Source organism: Devosia elaeis (assembly GCF_001650025.1).
GTDB lineage: Bacteria > Pseudomonadota > Alphaproteobacteria > Rhizobiales > Devosiaceae > Devosia > Devosia elaeis.
Genome location: NZ_LVVY01000024.1, coordinates 45,341 through 65,520, shown reverse-complemented (window position 1 = coordinate 65,520; position 20,180 = coordinate 45,341). Strand labels below are relative to the sequence as shown.

Sequence of the window (20,180 nt, the reverse complement as noted above, 5' to 3'; positions counted from 1 at the left end):
TGATTGACGCTGAGGCTCACCCTGTTTGACGCGCAGCAACGCTGGCAGCTTGCCAACGAGCCTCATTGGCCCTGACCCTCATGAACATCGCCTCGACTGTGGTTGTCGCCGGGTAGCCCCTCACGCTGGCCTCAGCGGCCATGGCTTCGAGGACCGTCACACGGTGGTGACCATCAACGATGACCGGGAGGAGGTCGGGGGTTTCGTCGATGAAGGCGAGGGTGATGGGCAGCATGGCCTTCCCCGACCGATAGGCAGCCCTGAGGCGGCTTAGGTTGGCCTCGTCGAGCCTTTTGCGGACCTGAAAAGTGGGGTCCTGCCTGATCTGGCGGATGTCGATCTCAAAGGGGCCGATGACCTTACCGGGTTCGGCTTGAGCGAGACGCTTCTGGATAGTTTCGAGCTTCATGTGGTGTCCTGCGGATGTCGCGTGCGAATGGGCTTCGGGATGCCCCGGAGCCTTCGCTGGTGTCGTTTTCGTGGTGGTGATCGTGATGGATTAGGCCCGACTGCCGTGGAGCATCCGGTCGATTGCCCTGTTGGCTAGCTGGTCGGCAGTCTCATTGCCTTGATGACCTGCATGGCCCCGTACCCACTCCCAGGTCACCTCGCGGTCACCCATGGTGTCGATCAGAGCCTCCCATAGCTCACGGTTCTTCACCGGCTTACCATCGGGCTTGCGCCAGTTCTTGGCCACCCAGCCGTGACGCCACTCGTTCATGCCATTGATGACGTACTTGCTGTCCGATTGAACGAGCGCGGGCACGCCATTGGCCGGAAGCCAGGCCAGCGCCCTGATAGCGGCTGTCAACTCCATCTCGTTGTTGGTCGTGTGCCGCTTGGCACCGGACAGGGCCTTGGTTCGGGGGAGCCTGCCCTCGTCGAACGATGTGAGGAAGGCACCCCATCCTCCTAGTCCGGGATTGCCACGGCAGGCGCCGTCAGTGGCCACCACATAACGGCGGGCGGCGTTGGTGTGTGTTCCAAAGTTGTCGGTCATGATGTTCCTGCGGATGTCGCATGCGAAAAGGCCCCCGGTGGTGTTCCGGGAGCCTTTGCGTGGTCGTTGATCTGGGTATCGGGTTAGTATTCGAGGAAGCCACGATCAGGCGGGTTGGCGCTGGCGGGGCGACCCGTGTGGCCAGCCGGGGAGAAGTGTCCTGACTTCATCGTCAGTTCCCCGGCCTGGTACAATTCCCAGAGCTTGGCCTTGCCAGCTTCGGTCGGAAAAATGTCCATCTTACCAGTCCGGTCCCAGACCTTCTCCTCGAACAGCTTCTTGGCCATCGATTGCCGAACCCGCCACCGTGTGCGGTAGTGGGTGCGCCGGAGCAGCTCATGACGCTTCAAGTCCTCCTTGATCATCCGCACGTCCACTCCCGGCATGGTCGCCGCAAAGCGGTCGAGCGTCAGTTCGGTGGAGAGGCGGAGGCGTCTTGGTCGTCTGGTCTGCATGCGGGCCGTCCGAAATCGCGTGATAGTTATGCTGGGGGGAGGGTTAATGGAAGCTCCTTATCCTCCAATGACTTATCACGATAAGGCCTCCGGTTGAAGGAACTAGGGTGAGGGGTTAACCGATATCCCTATTTCCGCTTCCTGCCCGCCGACTGGTGGAACATTCCCGGCAGGATGCCGAGGACTGTTTCAGCGAACGGATGGGGGTCTCGGACCCGCGCAGTCACCGTCTCGAAAGCCCACTCAACGTCTTCCTCGTGCCGCTTTAGGTCTCGCAGCGCGTCGGCCCCCAGCGCTTTGGTCTCGGCCACCAGTTCCTCATAGAACTCAGGTAGAGTACCCTCTACGAGGTTCTCGGGCCTGACTGTCTTCGTCTCGATTTGCTGCTTGGAATTTCTCATCCCTACGCCCAAGCGCGGGGTCTCATTGCCCAGTCGGGCAGTCACGGCAGAAATGTAGCTCTCATCCGCTTTCAAAGCGCTCGATGGGGTGAATTGGATGTAGCCTCCAGAGGTGTTGACCAGCAGTGTGGCTGTCTTCACCCGTGCCTCGATAAAATCGGTTAACTTGGGAGCAAGGTCATTTTCCAAGGCTTGATGAAAACGTTCGCCCGCCGATAACGCCTCACGCTCAATGCGGAGAAGTTCGTGACCTAGAGTGGCAGGGAGCATGTTGATGTCTCCGTTGCGGTCAAGATCACGCATAGGCGGCATCGGTCCCTCGCGCTCCATCTTATAGTCGCGCCATCTCTTGGGGTCAGCGTTGCGCATGCGGTCCCGCAAGTCTTTGAAATGCTCGAACAGGGACTTGTAGATGGTTCTCAACGCGGCCCGATCACTTCGCTCCTTGGCGACCCGAATGCCTGCGGCGAAAACCAGAATGCTGATCACTCCCTGGACGACCAAGCTCACGACCAATGCAACAGTGATCTGTTGTCCGAGAAAGTCCACGTCCGCCCCCGACGAAAAACAGGCAGGAGCGTAAGCTCCCACCTGTGAAGTGGTCAATCCAACCATGTCCCTTCCGAAGGGACGCCCCGTGGTTCTCGTGCGAGAGGTTGTGGTGGCGTTCGCCTTGAACGGCTAGAGATGCCACGTGCGGCGATCATGCCGCTGCCCCGTCCGTGTAGGTTCCAATACCAGACAGGAAAGGCTATCGCCTCGAACACACCCTCTCGTGCCAGGCATGCGGGAGCAGACGCAAGCCGAGTGCCCAAGAGCCCCAGGACGACACCGGGCAGGATAGTCAGTAGGCCCGGATGAGCCTACCAGCCGCGCATAAATCCGCCCTGCGCGCCCGCGAAGGGGCTTTTCATGGACGATCGGGGACGCGGTGCTGATTTGGAAGGAGTGGTACGCGAAAGTGGTACGTCGCGTGGTACGCGGCGAACTCGGCAGCTCCACTAAGCTACCGTGATTTAAAGAGAATTCCACCTGGAGAAGTGGATGGTGGAGCCAAGCGGGATCGAACCGCTGACCTCTTGCATGCCATGCAAGCGCTCTCCCAGCTGAGCTATGGCCCCATCCGGACAAGGCGGCGAAATGCGGGCCTTGCGGTAGTTTTGGGTTCGGAGGGGACTTGCCCGTCCGAAGCGAGGCGGAACCTATTGGATCATTCCGCAGCTTGCAAGTGCCTAAATGACACTTTTTTATCCCGCCGGGCCTGAACCGGTTCCGGCGGGAAAATCGTAAAGAAATCAGCGGTCTTCGTCGTCGCCGACTTCAAAGCCGAGGCCGTCGTCCTCGTCTTCGTCCTCTTCGAGGAACACGTCCTCAGCATCGTCGCCCAGGTCCTCGTCGACCTCGACATCCTCGACATCGGGAATATCGTCGCCCGATTCCTCGGCATCGGCTTCCTCGAGGCTGACGATCACCGGCGCCGCCGCGTCCTCGGTCTCGTCTTCTTCTTCCAGCTCGTCCTCGTCATCGATCTTGCGGGCGGTGGCGGGACCGGCCTTGCCGGCCAATTGCTCGAAATAGGACCGGGGATAGGACTTGCCCGTATAGGGCGAGACGATGGGGTCCATGTTGAGGTCGTAGAATTTCTTGCCCGTATCGGGATCGGTCCGCTTGGTACCGCGGTCGGAACTGGCCATTTTCATGCCTCGTCGAATGGAAAAATGCCGGGGCGCGCAAAAGCCGCTCGCGCCCATTTCGGTCAGTCCGGTTATGGGCAAAGCCGGGCAGTGTCAAACGCAAAATGCGGGCTCTTGCCCCCGCCCGCCGCTGCCGCTATCGCCTTGGGGGCCGATTGCATTGCCCAGGAGCGCCCCATGATCATCGCCGTCGACGGACCCGCCGCCTCGGGCAAGGGCACGCTGGCCACCGGCCTGGCCCGTCATTATGGCCTGCCCCATCTCGATACCGGCCTGCTCTACCGGGCCGTGGGCCTGGCCGTGGGGGAGCGCGAAGATGGGCCCGAATTCGAGCGCGCGGCCATCGCTGCGGCCCGTGCGCTGGATGCGGCGCATCTGAGCGATATCGAGGCCCTGACCAGCGCCGAAACCGGCGTGCTGGCCAGCAGGGTGGCGGTGATCGCCGAGGTGCGGGCGGCGCTCTTCGCCTTTCAGCGCGATTTCGCAACCCAGCCGAGCGGGGCCGTTCTGGACGGGCGCGATATCGGCACCAAGATCTGCCCCGATGCCGATGTGAAACTGTTCATCCAGGCCGATAGCAAGGCGCGCATGGAGCGGCGGGCCAAGCAATTGGAGCAGCGCGGCGTGCTCGTGGACCGTTACGCCCTCTATCACCAGATCGAGGAACGCGACGCGCGCGACATGCTCAACCCCCATGGCGGCTTCTATAAAGCCGATGACGCGCACTTGCTTGATACCACGCTTCTGGATATAGAGGCCGCACTCCGCGCTGCCATCGAGATTGTCGATCGGACCATGGCGCTCAAGGCAGGGGGCGACGCCTCCTAATTTCCCCCTTGGGACCACGACCCGCCGCAATCGGACCATTCGCTGGCCCGGACGCCCGAAATAACCAATCGTCCTGTTGTTCAGAAGCGGTGCTCCGTGCGCCGGCTTTGGCATTTTCGCCGAAGCGGACCCGCGATCAGGCAGGATCAGCAACCCTCAACCCCGGCGCAATGGAGAAAAAGTTTGGCACAGCAAACTGTGACGAAAGACGATTTTGAATCGATGCTGCTCGACTCCTTTGTCGACAACGATGCCGCCGAAGGCACCGTCGTCAAGGGCAAGGTGGTCGCCATCGAAAAGGACCTGGCCATCATCGATGTCGGTCTCAAGACCGAAGGCCGCGTCCCGCTGAAGGAATTCGGCCAGGCCGGCCGCGACGGCACCATCACCGTGGGTTCGGAAGTCGAGGTCTATGTCGACCGCGTCGAGAACGCCATGGGCGAGGCCGTCCTGTCGCGCGAAAAGGCCCGCCGCGAAGAGAGCTGGGTCAAGCTCGAAGAGAAGTACAACGCCAATGAGCGCGTTGAAGGCACCATCTTCAACCAGGTCAAGGGTGGTTTCACCGTGGACCTCGAAGGCGCCGTGGCCTTCCTGCCGCGTTCGCAGGTCGATATCCGTCCGATCCGCGATATCGCTCCGCTCATGAACGTGCCGCAGCCGTTCCAGATCCTCAAGATGGACAAGCGCCGCGGCAATATCGTCGTCTCGCGCCGCGCCATCCTCGAGGAATCGCGCGCCGAGCAGCGTTCGGAAATCGTCCAGCAGCTCGAAGAGGGCCAGGTGGTCGACGGCGTGGTCAAGAACATCACCGATTACGGTGCCTTCGTTGACCTCGGCGGCATCGACGGCCTGCTGCACGTCACCGATATCGCCTGGCGCCGGGTCAACCACCCGTCCGAAGTGCTCACCATCGGCGAGACCATCAAGGTCCAGATCGTACGCATCAACCACGAGAGCCACCGTATCTCGCTCGGCATGAAGCAGCTCCAGGCCGATCCCTGGGAAGGCATCGAAGCCAAGTACCCGATCGGTGCCAAGTTCTCTGGCCGCGTGACCAACATCACCGATTACGGCGCATTCGTGGAACTGGAGCCGGGCATCGAAGGCCTGATCCACGTTTCGGAAATGAGCTGGACCAAGAAGAACGTCCATCCGGGCAAGATCGTCTCGACCTCCCAGGAAGTCGACGTCGTCGTGCTCGAAGTCGATCCGGACAAGCGCCGCATCTCGCTGGGCCTCAAGCAGACCCTGCAGAATCCGTGGGAAGCTTTCGCCGAAAAGAACCCGATCGGCTCCACCATCGAAGGCGAAGTCAAGAACAAGACCGAATTCGGCCTGTTCATCGGCCTCGAAGGCGATGTGGACGGCATGGTTCACCTCTCGGACCTCGATTGGCAGAAATCGGGCGAAGTCGCCCTCGACGACTACAATCGCGGCGACATCGTCAAGGCCAAGGTTCTCGACGTCGATGTCGAGAAGGAACGCATCAGCCTCGGCATCAAGCAGCTCGCTGCCGATGATCTGGCCGATACCGGCTCCTCCGACGGTTCGGGCCTGCGCAAGAACGCCGTGGTCACCACCGAAGTCGTGGACGTCAACGATGGCGGCATCGAAGTGCGCATCGCCGACAGCGACGTGACCGCCTTCATCCGCCGCGCCGACCTCAGCCGCGACCGCAACGACCAGCGCCCCGAGCGCTTCGCCAAGGGCGACAAGGTCGATGCCCGCGTCACCCAGTACGACCGCAAGACCGGCCGCATCCAGCTCTCGATCAAGGCGCTCGAAATCGCCGAAGAACGTGAAGCCGTGGCCAATTTCGGGTCTTCGGATTCGGGTGCCTCGCTCGGCGACATCCTGGGCGCTGCCCTCAAGGATCGCGAGCAGAAGTAAGCCCTTGGGCTCACCGACACGCTTTCGACCCGCGCCTTCGGCGCGGGTCGTTTCATATGGAAATATCAAATGACCTTGCTCAAGGACGTGGCCTGGCGGGCCATGACCGGCTACGACCTGGACGCGGTCTTCGCCATCGCCAACCAGGTTCATCCCGGCTTCTTCGAGGCCCAGGCGGTGCTGGCGGAGAAATTCACGCTCTACCGCAATGGCTGCTACCTGCTCGAAATCGGCGAGCGGCCGGCCGGCTATGTCCTGAGCCATCCCTGGAAACGCGGCGACCTGCCGGCGCTCGATACCCTGCTCGGGGCGCTGCCAGCCGATGCCGACAGCTTCTATATCCACGACCTGGCCTTGCTGCCGCTGACGCGCGGCATCGGCGCGGCGGGACAGATCGTGGCGGCGCTGACCAAGCATGCGGGGGCCATGGCCTTTCCCACCATGAGCCTTGTGGCGGTCAACCAGTCCCAGCCCTTCTGGACCCGGCAGGGATTTGCCGTGGAAGAGCGTCCGGCGCTGGGGGATAAACTCCGCGCCTATGAGGACGAGGCGCGCTACATGGTCAAAGTGTTGCTTTAGCACTGCGGCGAGGCAGGTGTGACCGGCGAACGCCTTGTGCCGCTTGACGGTTTGCCCCGGCTTTGGCAGGTTGACCCCGCTCCCGCACGAGGGGGCGGGTCGAGACGGAGCCTTTGATGATCAAGTCCGAACTTGTCGAAAAGCTCGCCGCGGAGAACCCGCATCTGTTCCAGCGCGATATCGAGAACATCGTCAACGCCATTCTCGACGAGATCGGCGATGCCATGGCGCGGGGCGATCGGGTGGAATTGCGCGGCTTCGGCGCCTTCTCGGTCAAGAACCGGCCGGCCCGTGTCGGCCGCAACCCGCGCACCGGCGAACAGGTCGATGTGGGCGAGAAATATGTGCCCCAATTCAAGGCCGGCAAGGAAATCCGCGAGCGGCTCAACCGTTCGTGACCGCCAGCACGCCGGCAGTTAGGCAAACCATATGGTCAACAGAATCGTCGGCTGGCTGGTCCTGGTGCCGTTCTGCGGATTGCTGATCGCCTTCGCCCTGGCCAATCGCCATCTTGTCAGCGTCAATCTCAATCCCTTCGCCGCCCCGCTCGAAGCGGGCGTCGATGGCTATGGCATTCCGCTTTTCGTCGTTCTTTATGTGGTCCTGCTGATCGGGGTGCTGCTCGGCGGCATTGCCTCCTGGTTCGCCCAGGGGCATCATCGCCGCCGCGAACGGCATTGGCGGCGCGAGGCCCAGCATCTGAGCCAGGAGCTCGAGACCCAGCGCCGCAAGGCCGGGCCGGCGGGCGGATCGGCCGGCGATGTCGACGACATGCTCGAATTGCGGTGATGACCGGCGCCATGTGGCTCCTCCTTTCCCTTCATTCCACTGAGACCCATCCGTGATGGCCGATCCCGTGATCATCAAAATCTGCGGCATCAAGACCTATGACCTGCTCGACGCTGCCATTGCGGCCGGCGCCGACATGGTGGGCTTCATGCATTTCCAGCGCTCGCCCCGCCATGTTTCCATCGAGGAGCTGGCCGGGCTGATCTCGGCGGCGCGCGGCCAGGTGCAGAGCTGCGTCGTCCTGGTCAATCCCGACAATTCCTGCGTGGCCGAAGTGGCCGCGCTCGGCCCCGACTGGATCCAGCTCCACGGACCGGAAACGCCCCATCGCGTGGAGGCCATCCGCGCCGAGGCGGGCGTCGAGATCATGAAGGCCCTGCCCATCGGTTCGGCCGAGGACATCGCCCAGGTGGCCGGCTTTGTCGATATTGCCGACCGCATCCTGCTCGATGCCAAGCCGCCCAAGGGCGCCGACCGCCCCGGCGGATTGGGCGAGAGCTTCGACTGGAGCCTGCTCAAGGCTCTCGATCCCGCCATCGCCTTCATGCTGTCCGGCGGATTGACCCCGGACAATGTGGCCGAGGCCATAACGAGCGTGCGGCCACTGGGCGTCGATGTGTCCTCGGGGGTGGAAACCGCCCCGGGCGTCAAGGACCGCAAGCTCATCGAGGCCTTCATCCGCAATGCGAGGGCCGCCGGATAGCGGTTGCCACAGATGGGTATGAGGTCTTAAGGAGACCTCATGGTGAGCCTGTCGAACCACGCGGCCGGACTCGCCGGACCTCGTCCATCGACAGGCCGGGATGAGGTCCTCCTTGGACTTCGTGGGAGGACGATTGCCTTGAGCATCCAGAAGACCAATTCCCTGCGCAACGGCCCGGACGAGCATGGCCGCTTCGGCATTTATGGCGGCCGCTTCGTCGCCGAAACGCTGATGCCGCTGATCCTGGACCTCGAACAAGAATATCGCGCCGCCAAGGCCGACGAGGCCTATATCGCCGAACTCAAGGATCTGGCGACCCATTATGTCGGCCGCCCCAGCCCGCTCTATTTCGCCCAGCGCACCACCGAGCATCTGGGTGGCGCAAAGGTCTATCTCAAGCGCGAAGAGCTGAACCATACCGGCAGCCACAAGATCAACAATTGCCTGGGCCAGATTCTCCTGGCCAAGCGCATGGGCAAGACGCGCATCATCGCCGAGACCGGCGCCGGCCAGCATGGCGTGGCCACCGCCACCGTCTGCGCCAAGTTCGACCTGCCCTGCACCATCTTCATGGGCGCCACCGATGTCGAGCGGCAGATGCCCAACGTGTTGCGCATGAAGATGCTGGGCGCCGAAGTCCGCCCCGTCACCGCCGGCGCCGGCACGCTCAAGGACGCCATGAACGAGGCCCTGCGCGATTGGGTCACCAATGTGGAAACCACCTATTACCTGATCGGCACGGCGGCCGGGCCGCATCCCTATCCGGAAATGGTCCGCGATTTCCAGTCGGTGATCGGCACCGAGATCAAGGAACAGTTCCTGGCGCTCGACGGCAAGCTGCCCGATGCGGTGGTGGCCTGTGTCGGCGGCGGCTCCAATGCCATCGGCACCTTCCACGCTTTCCTCGATGACGCCGATGTCACCCTTTACGGCGCCGAGGCCGGCGGCCACGGCATCGAGGTTGAGAACGGCCATGCCGCCTCCATGACCGGCGGCCGTCCCGGCGTGCTGCATGGCAACCGTACCTATCTGCTGCAGGACGATGACGGCCAGATCCTGGAAGGCCATTCCATTTCCGCCGGTCTCGATTATCCCGGCGTCGGTCCCGAACATTCCTACCTGCATGATTCCAAGCGCGTCACCTATGCGCCCGTCACCGACAAGGAGGCGCTGGACGCCTTCCAATTGCTCACCCGGCTGGAAGGCATCATCCCGGCGCTTGAATCGGCCCATGGCCTGGCGCAGCTGATGAAAATCGCCCCGACAATGGGCAAGGACCAATCCATCGTCCTCTGCCTTTCCGGTCGCGGTGACAAGGACGTGGAAAGCGTCGGCAAATATCTGGGAATGCTGAACTCATGACCACCCGCATCGACGCCCGCTTTGCCCAGTGCAAGGCAGAGAACCGTCCGGCCCTCGTCACTTATGTCATGGGCGGCGATCCCGACCTCGCCACCGGCCAGGCCATTCTCAACGCCCTGCCGCAGGCCGGCGCGGACATTATCGAATTGGGCATGCCCTTCTCCGATCCGATGGCCGACGGCGTCGCCATCCAATTGGGCGGCCAGCGCGCTTTGGCGGCCGGGCAGACCATGCTCGGCGTGCTCGGCATGGTGGAGGAATTCCGCCGCAAGGACGAGAATACGCCCATCGTGCTCATGGGCTATTACAACCCCATCTATTCCTTCGGGGTCGACCGCTTCATCGCGGCGGCCAAGGAGGCCGGTGTCGACGGTTTGATCGTCGTCGACCTGCCGGCCGAGGAAGATGCGGAACTCTGCATCCCCGCCCTCAAGGCCGGCCTCAACTTCATTCGCCTCACCACCCCGACCACCGACGACAGGCGCCTGCCGGTCGTGTTGGAGAACACGTCGGGCTTCGTCTATTATGTCTCGATGAACGGGGTGACCGGTTCGGTGATCAAGTCGCGCGGCGCGGTGGGCGAGGCCGTCGATCGCATCAAGGCCCATACCGACCTGCCGGTCGCCGTCGGCTTCGGCATCAAGACGGCCGAAGATGCTGCCGAAATCGGCAAGCATTCCGACGGCATCGTGGTGGGCTCGGTTCTGGTCGATGCGGTTGCCAGATCGCTGGAAAACGGCAAGGCGACCGACAAGACGGTTGCCGCGATCCGTGACATCGTCGCCGACCTGGCCGGCGGCGTGCGGCGGGCCCGGAACTGACGCTGTCCACAGGCGCGCCGGGCCCCGGCTTTGCGGGCCGGCGCGGACCCTGATAGAATTGCCACAATTGAAGATTACGTGATCCCGCACGATCACCGCGAAAGGCCGCGCCATGAACTGGATCGACAATTTCGTCCGCCCCAAGATCCGCTCGATCCTCAATCCCAAGCGGGATACGCCGGAAAATCTCTGGGTCAAGGACCCCGAATCCGGGGAAATGGTGTTCTATCGCGACCTGGAAGCCAATCAATGGGTGGTGCCCAATTCCGGCTACCACATGAAGATCAAGCCGGTGGACCGGCTGGCGACCTTTCTCGACGATGGCAAATACGATCTGGTTCCGGTGCCTTCCGCGCCGCAGGACCCGCTGAAATTCCGCGCCCAGAAGCGCTATATCGACCAGCTCAAGGAAAACCGCGCCAAGACCGGCTATGACGATGCCGTCCTGGTGGCCACCGGCAAGCTCTATGAGCGCGCCGTGACCGTGGCGGTGCAGGATTTCGATTTCCTCGCCGGCTCGCTGGGCATGGCCGCCGGGCAGGGGATCATTACCGGCCTCGAAACCGCCGTGCGCCTCAAGACCCCGTTCATCCTCTTCGTCGCCTCGGGCGGCGCGCGCATGCAGGAAGGCGTCCTGGGTCTGATGCAGATGCCGCGCACCACCGTGGCGGTACTGCGCCTGCGCGAAGCGGGCCTGCCCTTCTTCGTGGTCCTGACCAATCCCACCACCGGCGGCGTCACCGCCTCCTATGCCATGCTGGGTGATGTGCATCTGGCCGAGCCCGGCGCCTTGATCGGCTTTGCCGGCCAGCGCGTCATCGAGCAGACCATCCGCGAAAAGCTGCCCAAGGGCTTCCAGCGCTCCGAATATCTCTATCAGCACGGCATGGTGGACATGGTCGTGCATCGCCACAATCTGCGCTCCACCATCGGCTCGCTGGCGGCCATCCTCACCAAGGCGCCGCCCAATGACGCCATCACCGCGTCCAGCACCAAGGCCATCACCGCCCAGGCCAGCCTGCGCGATGCGGCCATGGCGGCCGAAGGCGACGACGATATCGAGCCGCCCGCCGCTGCCGCTCACGCCGAATAAAGCGCTCCCCGCTGGACAAGAAAGGCTGCGCCCTTTCTTATCCGGCCCATGGAGAAAGCCGCCCGATTCCCCGATGTGATGTTGCTGGCCGCCGGCCTCGGCACGCGATTGCGCCCGCTGACCGAGACGCTGCCCAAGCCGCTCGTGCCAGTGGCCGGCACCCCGCTGATCGAGCGGGTGATGGCCAATGCGCGCGCCGAGGGCGCGACGCGCTTCGTCGCCAATGCCCATTATCGCGCCGATCAGGTCCTGGCCCATTTCGGGGGGCTGCTGAAGGTCAATCGCGAGGAGACGCTGCTGGGCACGGGTGGCGGCGTCAAGGCGGCCCTGCCCATGCTGCATTCCGACCCCGTCCTGGTCGTGAATACCGATGCGTTCTGGCCCGCCGGCGCCGACCAACCCCTGGCGCGCATGCAGGCCCGCTATGGCGGGGAAGGCGATATCGTCCTGCTCTGCGTGCAGCCCCATCGCGCCCATGGCTTTGCGCGCAGCCATGATTACTGCCTCGACCCCATGGGCCGGGTGACGCGCGATTATGGCGCGCCCATCATCTATGGCGGCGTCGCCCTGCTCGGTCGCGCGCTGTTCGCGGACAGTCCCGACGGCGCCTTTCCGCTCGACCTGCTCTTCGATGCCGCGCTGGAAGAGGAGCGGCTTTTCGGCGTGGTGCTCGATGCGCCCTGGTTCCATGTCGGCGATGCCGCCGGTCTGGCGGCGGCCGAACGGGCGCTGGCGCCATGAGCGTTTTTTCCATCGCCCCGGCGACGCCTTTCCTGCCCTGCCTGGCCGATGCGGTGATGGATGGGCGCCTGCTGGGCGATTGGGACCGCTCCGGTCCCTTCTGGCTCAGCGACGTCACATTGATCGTGCCCACCCAGCGGGCCCGGCAGAAACTGGCCGACGCTTTCGCCGCCCATTCCCGCTTCACCGGCCTCCTGCCCGATATCCGCACCTTCGGCGGGGAGGAGGCGGACGAGGAGCCCTTCCTGCCGCCCTTCGATGCCCCGGCCCTGCCACAGGCGGCCAGCGGGCCGATGCGGCGGCTGACGCTGTCGCGCCTCGTCGCGCAATGGGCCCATAGCGAACGCGGGCGGCTGGCCTTTTCCACCCCGCCCAGTGCGGCGGAAATCTTTTCCATGGCCGATTCGCTCGGCCGGGTGATCGACGACCTGCTGATCGAGGAGCGCAGCCCCGCCGACCTGCGCGCCATCGGCGACGGCCTGGCCCAGGAACTGGGCGAATATTGGCAGCAGACCCTGGCCTTTCTCGATATCGCGCTGACCCTCTGGCCCGAAATGCTGCGCAGCGGCAATCTCAGCGATCCGGCGGCGCTGCGCGGGGCCAGGCTCGATCGGCAGGCCCTGGCAGCCCGGCATCTTTACGGCGACAGGCCGGTGATCGCGGCGGGCTCCACCGGCTCCATCCCGGCCACGGCCCGGCTGCTTGCCGCCATTGCCGGCCTGCCGCGCGGCGCCGTGGTGCTGCCCGGGCTCGACATGGACATGGGCGCCGACACCCTGGCGGCCCTGCGCCTTCCGGACCAAAATCCCCATGGCCATCCCCAATATGGCTTGGCCCGCCTGTTGCAGGTGCTGGGCGTGACCCTGGATGCGGTGACCGAATTATGTCCCGCGCCGCATAGGCGCACCGCCCTGGTCAATCACGCCCTGGCCCTGACCGGCGACACCGCCCATTGGGCCCGGAACCGGCCCGGCCGGGACTTCCTGGACGCGGCCTTGTCCGGCGTCTCCATCATCCAGGCGCGCCATGAGGACGAGGAGGCGCGGGCCATTGCCCTGGCCGGCCGCGCGGCCCTGGCCGCCGGCAGGAGCGTCGGCATCGTCACCCCCGACCGCAACCTGGCGCGGCGCATCGCGGCTGAGCTCAGGCGCTTCGCCATCCATGTCGACGATGCTGCCGGTTCCCCCCTGTTCCATGCGCCGGCCGGGCGCCTGGCCCGGCAAATCCTCAGCCTGGCGGCCAACGGTCTGGCGCCGGTGGACCTGATGGCGCTGCTGCGCAACCGGGCCGCCACCTTCGGGCGCGAGCGTGCGGCCATTGCCGAGGCGGCCGGACGGCTGGACCTGCGCCTGTTGCGCGGTCAGCGGCCCGGACCCGGCATGGCCGGTTTGCGGGCGCTCCTGGCCCTGCGCAGCGCCGAGGGGCCCAGAAGCCGACGCCGGCCGCTCGGGGCCGAGGATGCGGAGACCATAACGAGCCTGTTCGATGCGGTGGAGGCGGCCCTGGCCCCGCTTCTGACCCTGTTGCAGCAAAAGGACATGGATGCCGCCCAGCTCGCGGCGGCGCTGCGCAGCGCCCTCGATGCGGTCAGCGCCGGCGCGCCGCTGCACGGCCGCGACGAATTTTCCGCCTGGGCCGCCGAGATGGCGCGGTTGGCGGGGCAGGGGCACCGTTTCGGCCCCTTCGGGCTCGACGAAGTGCTCTTCGCCCTGATGAGCGGTTTCGAAGTCCGCAATCACGAGGAGCGGCGCGACGACATCGCCATCTGGGGTCAGCTCGAGGCCCGCCTGATGAGCCCGGACGTGCTGATCCTGGGCGCGCTCAACGAGGACAAATGGCCCGGCCCGGCCGATCCCGGCCCCTGGCTCAGCCGCGGCATGCGCCTGGCCGCCGGGCTGGAACCGCCCGAGCGCATGCAGGGCCTGGCCGCGCATGATTTCGCCCAGGCCCTGGGCAATGCCGAGGTGATCATCGCCTATGCCGACCGGGTCGGATCGAGCCCGGCTTTGCCGTCGCGGCTGGTGCAGCGGCTCGATGCCTTTATCGGTGCGCCCCATGCCGGCCTCTTGCGGGAGCGGGGTCAGGTCTGGCGCGATGCTGCCCGGGCGCTGGACGCCGTGGCCCTGGTGAAACCCGCGAGCCGGCCGGCGCCCAATCCTGCCTTCACGCCCCGCCTCACGCGCCTCTCGGTCACCGAAATCGAGACGCTGATGCGCTCGCCCTACGATCTTTACGCCAAGCACGTGCTGCGCCTGCGCCCGCTCGACGCCTTGGGCGAGGACCCCGATGCGCGCGAGCGCGGCACCATCATCCACGCCATCTTCGCCCGCTTCGTCAATGAGGGTCATGACGTTCTGGCGCCACAAGCTTTTGATACGATTATGGAAATCGCCAATGCGGAATTTGCCGGGCTCGACATGATCGGCGAGCGCCGCGACATCTGGCTGCGCCGCTTCGCGAGTGCGGCGGCGCAATTTCTCGATTTCGAGCGCGGCCGCAATGCGCGGGTGCGGGCCCGGCATGCGGAAATCCGCGGCGAATGGCGGGTGCCCCTAGGCCCGGGCTTCCTCATCACCGGCGAAGCCGACCGGGTGGACGAACTCCTTGATGGCACTCTGGAAATTCTCGATTTCAAGACCGGCGCGCCGCCCAGTCCGGCCAGCATGAAGGCGTTCGAGGCGCCGCAATTGCCGGTCGAGGCCCTGATGGCGCGGGCCGGGGCCATGCGCGATATCGCGGCCGCCCCCTCCTCGGCGCTGACCTATATCAAGATCGGGCTGGGGCCCGAGGCCTTCAAACCCAGCGGCTTCGCCATGGCCGACGGCATGGATGTGATGGCGGCAGCCGACGAGATCTGGCGGCGCATGCAGGGCCATATCGACTTCTTCCTGCTGCGCGAAAATCCCCTGCCGGCGCGGTTGCTGCCGCTCAAAACCCAAAGATTTCCAGGCCCTTACGACCATCTCGCCCGCATGGCCGAATGGATCGCGGTGGACGGGGAGGACGAGGCATGAGCGAGCGGGGCGAGCTCGATATTCCCTACGATACCCGCAACAGCCAGGCCCGGGCCAGCGATCCGGACTATTCGATCTGGGTGGAGGCCAATGCCGGCTCGGGCAAGACCTATGTGCTAACCCACCGTGTCCTAAGGCTTTTATTGGCCGGGGTGCGGCCGCAATCGATCCTTTGCCTCACCTATACCAAGGCGGCGGCGGCCGAGATGCGCAAGCGCGTCGGGGCGCGGCTGGCGCAATGGGCCTTGGTGGACGATGCCACATTATTCAACGATATCAACGACTTGACGGGATCCGTCCCGAGCCCTGAAATGCTGCGCGATGCCCGCACGCTGTTCGCCCGGGCGCTGGAAACGCCGGGCGGCCTGCGCATCCTGACCATCCACGCCTTCTGCGAGGCGGTGCTGCATCGCTTTCCCATCGAGGCCGGCGTGCCCTTCGACTTCGCCGTCATCGAGGACGAGCGGCAGGTGCAGATGGTGCTTTCGGCGCGGGAAAGCGTGCTGGCGGAAGGACTTAGGGGCGGAGCCCATGCCGAGGCGGTGGAGGTTCTGTTCGGCCTTCTGAGCGACGACGCCATCGCCAAGGCCATCAATTCGGCCCTGGCCGAGGGCGCGCGGCTGAAGCCGGTCCTGGCCGATAGCGCCGGAGCCAAGCGACGGCTGCGCGATCTGGTCGGCCATGACGGCACCAGCGCCGAAGCTATCCTCGAGGGCGTTCTCGCTAACAGACTGTTAACGCCGGAGCGCCTCAAAGAGCTCATAACGTGCCTCAAAGGCGATCCGGCGGGGAATAGCCGCTGCGCCGACCTGCTGGCCCGGCTCGATCCGGACTATCCGAGCGTCGACGGCCTGCGCGCCGCCTTCTTCACCGGCAAGGGCGAGCCGCGATCGCGGCTGATGCTGAAAAAGGAAATCGAGACCTATCCGCACCTCCATGACCTGCTGCGCGCCGAGCAGGAGCGGCTGATCGCCATCGAGGCAAAACTCAACGCGGCGCTGCTGGTGGCGCGCAGCGAGGCGGTGCTGGATGTGGTGGCGGCGATCCGGGGGCGCTACGAGGACGAGAAGCGGCGCCATTCGCTGCTCGATTTCGACGACCTGATCGAAAAGCTCGGCGACCTCTTCGACAACAGCGCCATCGCGCCCTGGGTGCAATACAAGCTCGATGCCGGGATCGACCATATCCTGGTCGATGAGAGCCAGGACACCAATGCGCGGCAATGGCGGGTGGTGCGGGCCCTGGCCGAGGAATTCTTCGCCGGCGCCGGCGCGGTGGAACGGCCTCGCTCCATCTTCGCGGTGGGCGACCAGAAACAATCGATCTATTCCTTCCAGGGCGCCCAGCCCGTCCTGTTCGGGGAAACCGGGCGGGACATGGAGCGGCGCGCCCGGGCCGCGGCAAGACCCTTCGAACAGGTGCGCCTGCATACCAGCTTCCGCACGCTTAAGGCCATTCTGGACGCGGTGGACCGGGTTACCGGGCGCGAGGATATAAGGCAGGCGCTGCTGTCGCTGGACCGGGTGATCCACCAGGCGGCGCGGGTGCAGGACGGCGGCAGCGTGACGCTGTGGCCGCCGCTCCAGGAGGCCAGGACCGAGCGCGATATCAGCCAATGGCCCAAACAGGCCCTCGAGGCCGAGCAGAGCGCGGCCCGGCAGGTGGCGACGCGCATTGCGCGCGAAATCCGCGCCTGGATCGACCAGGGCCGGGTGCTGGGTCAGCGCAACCGCGCCATCGTCGCCGACGACGTGCTGATCCTGGTGCAGAAGCGCGGCGCTTTCTTCCAGGAAATCATCCGCGCCCTGCGCGCCGAGAACCTGCCCACGCCCGGCGCCGACCGGCTGGCGGTGACCGGCCATATCGCCGTGCTCGACCTGCTGGCGCTGATCGACGTGCTGCTCAATCCGGCCGACGACCTGCAATTGGCGGCGCTGCTGCGCTCCCCGCTCTTCGATATTTCCGAGGACGACCTCTATGCCCTGGCCCATGGCCGGGCGGAGGGCGAAACGCTCCATGCCGCGCTCCTTGGTTCCGGCCTGCCGGCGGCGCGGGCGGCGGCCGGGCAATTGGCGCGCTGGCGCGCCCGGCTCGACATGGAGCGGCCCTTCGAATTTCTGGCCGGAATCCTCTATGCCGAAGGCGGGCTGCGGCTGTTCCATGCCCGGCTCGGCACCGAAGTGGACGAGGTGCTGTCCGAATTGCTGGAACTGGCCCTGGCCCATGAGCAGGGCGGGCAGCCTTCGCTGCTGGGCTTTGCCGTGGAAATGCGCCGCCGCTCGGTGACCATCAAGCGCGAACTCGCCGAAAGCGGCGGTGGGGTGCGGGTGATGACCGTGCATGGCGCCAAGGGGCTGGAAGCGCCCATCGTCATCCTCGCCGACGCCACCGCCAAGCCCTCCGCGCAGATGATCGGCAAGCCGGTCTATGTGCTGGAGGCCGCGCCCGGCCCGCTGCTGGTGCATGCCGCGGCCAGGAGCCAGCACGATCCGGCCAGCCTGCCGATCAAGGAAGCGGCCGATGCGGCGCTGGCCGAGGAATATTGGCGGCGGCTCTACGTGGCCATGACCAGGGCCGAGGACGAGCTCTATGTCACCGGCACGCTCAGCGCCGCCTCGGCCATCGACACCCAGCTCGAGGGCAGCTGGTACCAGGCCATCGAACAGGCCCTGCAACCGGACCTGGCCGAACGGCGCGACGATGAGGGCAATCTCCTGGCCCTGGCCTATCCGCGGCTCGAGACGCCGCTTCATGCCGGCGCCGCCTCGGCCGTCGCGGCGCCGGGCGGGGGTTTCGCGGCCGGGCCGGTGCCCGAGCCGGCACGGGAACGGCTGATTTCCCCCTCGCGCGCCGGAACCGGCGCGGGGCCGGCCCCGATCCTGCAGAGCCTGGCCGAGCAGGCGCGCGATGCCGAAGGCGCGCGCAAGGAGGGCCTGGCGCTCCATGCGCTGCTCCAGCATCTGGGCAAGGTGGCGCGGGCGGATTGGGCGCGGGTCGCGCCCCGGGCGCTGGAAACGCTGCTGCCCGACCATCCCCATCGTCACGAAGCCGTGACGGCCCGGGCCCTGTCGCTGCTGTCACGGCCGGACCTGGCCCATCTCTTCGGCCCCGATAGCCGGGCGGAAGTGCCCTTCCTGGTGCCGGCTCTGCAGGATGGCGCGCCGGTGCGCCTCACCGGCCGCATCGACCGGCTGGTGGTTGACGACTCAGCCGTGCTGGTGGTCGATTACAAATCCGACGCAGCGGCGCCCCGGCGGATCGCCGATGTGCCGGGGAACTACCTGACCCAGCTGGCGCTTTATGCACTGGTTGCAGGCCAGCTGTTCCCGGGCCGAAAGGTCTCTGCGGCGATCCTGTGGACCGAGTTGGAATCATTGATGAATCTGCCGCCCGAGCTCTTGGGGACCGCCCGGTCCGGCTTCACCCTCAGGTGATGCCGGCTTGAACCGGGGCTGGACTCTCCCCAGCTTTGGGAGCAAAGACACCGCCGCTTGCCGGAGCCTCTTCCCGGCACTGAAATTTTTGCGCTGTGCCATCCCCGGCGGGGAGAATGCAGCGCCCCAAAGGAAGGCAAGACCATGACCAAAGCCGTTTCCGAAGCCAATTTCGGCCAGGAAGTCCTCAATTCCAGCGAGCCCGTCCTCGTCGATTTCTGGGCCGAATGGTGCGGCCCCTGCCGGGCCATCGCCCCGGTTCTCGACGAGATTTCCACCGAGCTCGAGGGCAAGGTGAAGATCGTCAAGCTCAATGTCGACGAGAATCCCGGCATCGCCGCCCAATATGGCGTGCGCTCCATCCCCACCATGATCCTGTTCAAGGGCGGGGAAGCGGCCGACATGAAGATCGGCGCCGGCACCCCCAAGGCGGGCCTGACCAAATGGCTCGAAGGCCACGCGGCCTAAAGGCCCCGCCGGCCCGAGCCGGTGACCGATAGCGACTGAACAGACACCGCCGGAGCGATCCGGCGGTGTTTTTGTTTGGGGGGTTGAGGGGGCCGACGTCTTAAGGGGGGTTGAGGGGTGGGCATCAGTGGATGCCTCACCCACGGATCGTCACCCTCGGGCCTGACCCGAGGGTGACGAAGTGTGGGGTGGCGATGGCGCATATCGTTCGGCGCTCGCCTCTTGTTCCTCTCCCCCTCGGGGAGAGGGTGGATCGGGCGCAGCCCGAGACGGGTGAGGGGGATGGGCGGCAGGGTGTTTGATTTCTAACGCTGTTGCCTGCCGGCACCCCCTCCCAGCTTCGCTAGGCCTTTGGCCAAGCTGCGCTACCTCCCCCATCAAGGGGGAGGTTGGGGTCGGTGCTTGGGGCGGCTCCCCGCCATTCGCGCATAGCGCTCATGGCCTTCTCGCCTCAAATCTCTCCACGGAGAGATTTGCCCTTCGGGACGGCTCGAAGCCCGTCAGGGGGGAGGTGGGTTCGGTGTTTGCCGCACCCACAGATCGTCAGCTCCATCGCCTCCCTCCCCCTTGAGGGGAGGGAATGAGGGTGGGGGTCCATCAGCGGATCACTGAACGACCCCCACCCCGGCCCTCCCCTCAAGGGGGAGGGGGGCAAAGAACCGGGGCCCGTCGCGCAAGCCGCACCACCCCACCCCCAGCCACAGATCGTCACCATCGGGCTCGACCCCGAGGGCGTTTGCCATGCACCCAAACCGAAGAACCCTCGGGTCAGGCCCGAGGGTGACGATCCGGGTTGGTTAGAGCCCTTAAAACAGTCGGCATGACCGGACCTTCCGCATTGCCTTGTTCCTGTCCCATCCGTGCTGTTAAGCATTGCGGCGATAACGAAACCGTGACGGGAGCCTGTC

18 protein-coding genes and 1 tRNA gene are annotated in these 20,180 nt (G+C 65.3%); 13 read left to right on the top strand and 6 right to left on the bottom strand.

Annotated features, from left to right (window positions below; all coding sequences use genetic code 11):
• Positions 1 to 16: 16 nt before the first annotated feature.
• The 6 genes from A3840_RS01490 to A3840_RS01465 form a co-directional block, all read right to left on the bottom strand.
• Positions 17 to 409 carry a hypothetical protein gene (locus A3840_RS01490; RefSeq protein ID WP_067450812.1) on the bottom strand — a complete coding sequence of 131 codons (393 nt, stop codon included), beginning with the start codon at positions 407 to 409 and terminating at the stop codon, positions 17 to 19.
• Between the two features lie 90 nt (positions 410 to 499).
• Positions 500 to 1,000: a ribonuclease HI gene (rnhA, locus tag A3840_RS01485; protein ID WP_067450808.1), complete on the bottom strand. Its 501-nt coding sequence runs from the start codon at positions 998 to 1,000 to the stop codon at positions 500 to 502.
• 83 nt (positions 1,001 to 1,083) lie between these two features.
• On the bottom strand, positions 1,084 to 1,455 hold the full coding sequence (locus A3840_RS01480) for a hypothetical protein (RefSeq protein WP_067450805.1): 372 nt from the start codon (positions 1,453 to 1,455) through the stop codon (positions 1,084 to 1,086).
• A gap of 128 nt (positions 1,456 to 1,583) precedes the next feature.
• Positions 1,584 to 2,471 (bottom strand): NUDIX hydrolase, encoded by an 888-nt coding sequence (locus tag A3840_RS01475; RefSeq protein WP_067450802.1) that lies wholly within the window; start codon positions 2,469 to 2,471, stop codon positions 1,584 to 1,586.
• A 430-nt stretch (positions 2,472 to 2,901) separates the two neighbouring features.
• A tRNA-Ala gene (locus tag A3840_RS01470) sits at positions 2,902 to 2,977 on the bottom strand.
• A gap of 174 nt (positions 2,978 to 3,151) precedes the next feature.
• Positions 3,152 to 3,550, bottom strand: coding sequence for a TIGR02300 family protein (locus A3840_RS01465; protein ID WP_067450826.1), 399 nt, complete (start codon positions 3,548 to 3,550; stop codon positions 3,152 to 3,154).
• A 177-nt stretch (positions 3,551 to 3,727) separates the two neighbouring features.
• Between A3840_RS01465 and A3840_RS01460 the strand changes: the two genes are divergently transcribed.
• The 13 genes from A3840_RS01460 (at position 3,728) to trxA (ending at position 19,272) form a co-directional block, all read left to right on the top strand.
• Positions 3,728 to 4,378: a (d)CMP kinase gene (locus tag A3840_RS01460; RefSeq protein WP_067450823.1), complete on the top strand. Its 651-nt coding sequence runs from the start codon at positions 3,728 to 3,730 to the stop codon at positions 4,376 to 4,378.
• A gap of 135 nt (positions 4,379 to 4,513) precedes the next feature.
• Entirely contained in the window at positions 4,514 to 6,268 is a 1,755-nt protein-coding gene (rpsA, locus tag A3840_RS01455; RefSeq protein WP_082903566.1) for a 30S ribosomal protein S1, read from the top strand.
• 69 nt (positions 6,269 to 6,337) lie between these two features.
• Entirely contained in the window at positions 6,338 to 6,847 is a 510-nt protein-coding gene (locus A3840_RS01450; protein WP_067450796.1) for a GNAT family N-acetyltransferase, read from the top strand.
• Positions 6,848 to 6,963: 116 nt separating this feature from the next.
• On the top strand, positions 6,964 to 7,245 hold the full coding sequence (locus A3840_RS01445) for an integration host factor subunit beta (protein ID WP_035099264.1): 282 nt from the start codon (positions 6,964 to 6,966) through the stop codon (positions 7,243 to 7,245).
• 31 nt (positions 7,246 to 7,276) lie between these two features.
• Positions 7,277 to 7,636: a lipopolysaccharide assembly protein LapA domain-containing protein gene (locus A3840_RS01440; protein ID WP_067450793.1), complete on the top strand. Its 360-nt coding sequence runs from the start codon at positions 7,277 to 7,279 to the stop codon at positions 7,634 to 7,636.
• A 55-nt stretch (positions 7,637 to 7,691) separates the two neighbouring features.
• A complete protein-coding gene (locus tag A3840_RS01435) occupies positions 7,692 to 8,339 on the top strand; it encodes a phosphoribosylanthranilate isomerase (RefSeq protein WP_067450790.1) in 648 nt (215 codons plus the stop codon).
• Between the two features lie 138 nt (positions 8,340 to 8,477).
• Positions 8,478 to 9,701: a tryptophan synthase subunit beta gene (trpB, locus tag A3840_RS01430; RefSeq protein WP_067450787.1), complete on the top strand. Its 1,224-nt coding sequence runs from the start codon at positions 8,478 to 8,480 to the stop codon at positions 9,699 to 9,701.
• Positions 9,698 to 10,522 (top strand): tryptophan synthase subunit alpha, encoded by an 825-nt coding sequence (gene trpA / locus A3840_RS01425; protein ID WP_067450784.1) that lies wholly within the window; start codon positions 9,698 to 9,700, stop codon positions 10,520 to 10,522. Before trpB ends, trpA begins: the two co-directional genes overlap by 4 nt.
• A 112-nt stretch (positions 10,523 to 10,634) precedes the next feature.
• Positions 10,635 to 11,615, top strand: a complete 981-nt coding sequence (locus A3840_RS01420) for an acetyl-CoA carboxylase carboxyltransferase subunit beta (protein ID WP_067450782.1) — start codon at positions 10,635 to 10,637, stop codon at positions 11,613 to 11,615.
• A gap of 78 nt (positions 11,616 to 11,693) precedes the next feature.
• Positions 11,694 to 12,356, top strand: coding sequence for a nucleotidyltransferase family protein (locus A3840_RS01415; RefSeq protein WP_245676527.1), 663 nt, complete (start codon positions 11,694 to 11,696; stop codon positions 12,354 to 12,356).
• Positions 12,353 to 15,370, top strand: coding sequence for a double-strand break repair protein AddB (gene addB / locus A3840_RS01410; protein ID WP_067450775.1), 3,018 nt, complete (start codon positions 12,353 to 12,355; stop codon positions 15,368 to 15,370). Before A3840_RS01415 ends, addB begins: the two co-directional genes overlap by 4 nt.
• Positions 15,367 to 18,804, top strand: a complete 3,438-nt coding sequence (gene addA / locus A3840_RS01405; RefSeq protein WP_067450772.1) for a double-strand break repair helicase AddA — start codon at positions 15,367 to 15,369, stop codon at positions 18,802 to 18,804. The genes addB and addA overlap by 4 nt, the downstream gene beginning before the upstream one ends.
• A 144-nt stretch (positions 18,805 to 18,948) precedes the next feature.
• A complete protein-coding gene (gene trxA / locus A3840_RS01400; protein WP_067450769.1) occupies positions 18,949 to 19,272 on the top strand; it encodes a thioredoxin in 324 nt (107 codons plus the stop codon).
• Positions 19,273 to 20,180 lie beyond the last annotated feature (908 nt).

Excerpts from the sequence above, each read along its gene's own strand:
- A3840_RS01490 (WP_067450812.1), bottom strand. The coding sequence starts at position 409 with ATGAAGCTCGAAACTATCCAGAAGCGTCTCGCTCAAGCCGAACCCGGT.
- trxA (WP_067450769.1), top strand. The coding sequence starts at position 18,949 with ATGACCAAAGCCGTTTCCGAAGCCAATTTCGGCCAGGAAGTCCTCAAT.
- A3840_RS01415 (WP_245676527.1), top strand. The coding sequence starts at position 11,694 with ATGTTGCTGGCCGCCGGCCTCGGCACGCGATTGCGCCCGCTGACCGAG.
- A3840_RS01445 (WP_035099264.1), top strand. The coding sequence starts at position 6,964 with ATGATCAAGTCCGAACTTGTCGAAAAGCTCGCCGCGGAGAACCCGCAT.
- A3840_RS01480 (WP_067450805.1), bottom strand. The coding sequence starts at position 1,455 with ATGCAGACCAGACGACCAAGACGCCTCCGCCTCTCCACCGAACTGACG.
- rnhA (WP_067450808.1), bottom strand. The coding sequence starts at position 1,000 with ATGACCGACAACTTTGGAACACACACCAACGCCGCCCGCCGTTATGTG.
- A3840_RS01460 (WP_067450823.1), top strand. The coding sequence starts at position 3,728 with ATGATCATCGCCGTCGACGGACCCGCCGCCTCGGGCAAGGGCACGCTG.
- A3840_RS01450 (WP_067450796.1), top strand. The coding sequence starts at position 6,338 with ATGACCTTGCTCAAGGACGTGGCCTGGCGGGCCATGACCGGCTACGAC.
- A3840_RS01465 (WP_067450826.1), bottom strand. The coding sequence starts at position 3,550 with ATGGCCAGTTCCGACCGCGGTACCAAGCGGACCGATCCCGATACGGGC.
- A3840_RS01475 (WP_067450802.1), bottom strand. The coding sequence starts at position 2,471 with ATGGTTGGATTGACCACTTCACAGGTGGGAGCTTACGCTCCTGCCTGT.
- addA (WP_067450772.1), top strand. The coding sequence starts at position 15,367 with ATGAGCGAGCGGGGCGAGCTCGATATTCCCTACGATACCCGCAACAGC.
- A3840_RS01420 (WP_067450782.1), top strand. The coding sequence starts at position 10,635 with ATGAACTGGATCGACAATTTCGTCCGCCCCAAGATCCGCTCGATCCTC.
- A3840_RS01435 (WP_067450790.1), top strand. The coding sequence starts at position 7,692 with ATGGCCGATCCCGTGATCATCAAAATCTGCGGCATCAAGACCTATGAC.
- trpA (WP_067450784.1), top strand. The coding sequence starts at position 9,698 with ATGACCACCCGCATCGACGCCCGCTTTGCCCAGTGCAAGGCAGAGAAC.
- A3840_RS01440 (WP_067450793.1), top strand. The coding sequence starts at position 7,277 with ATGGTCAACAGAATCGTCGGCTGGCTGGTCCTGGTGCCGTTCTGCGGA.
- addB (WP_067450775.1), top strand. The coding sequence starts at position 12,353 with ATGAGCGTTTTTTCCATCGCCCCGGCGACGCCTTTCCTGCCCTGCCTG.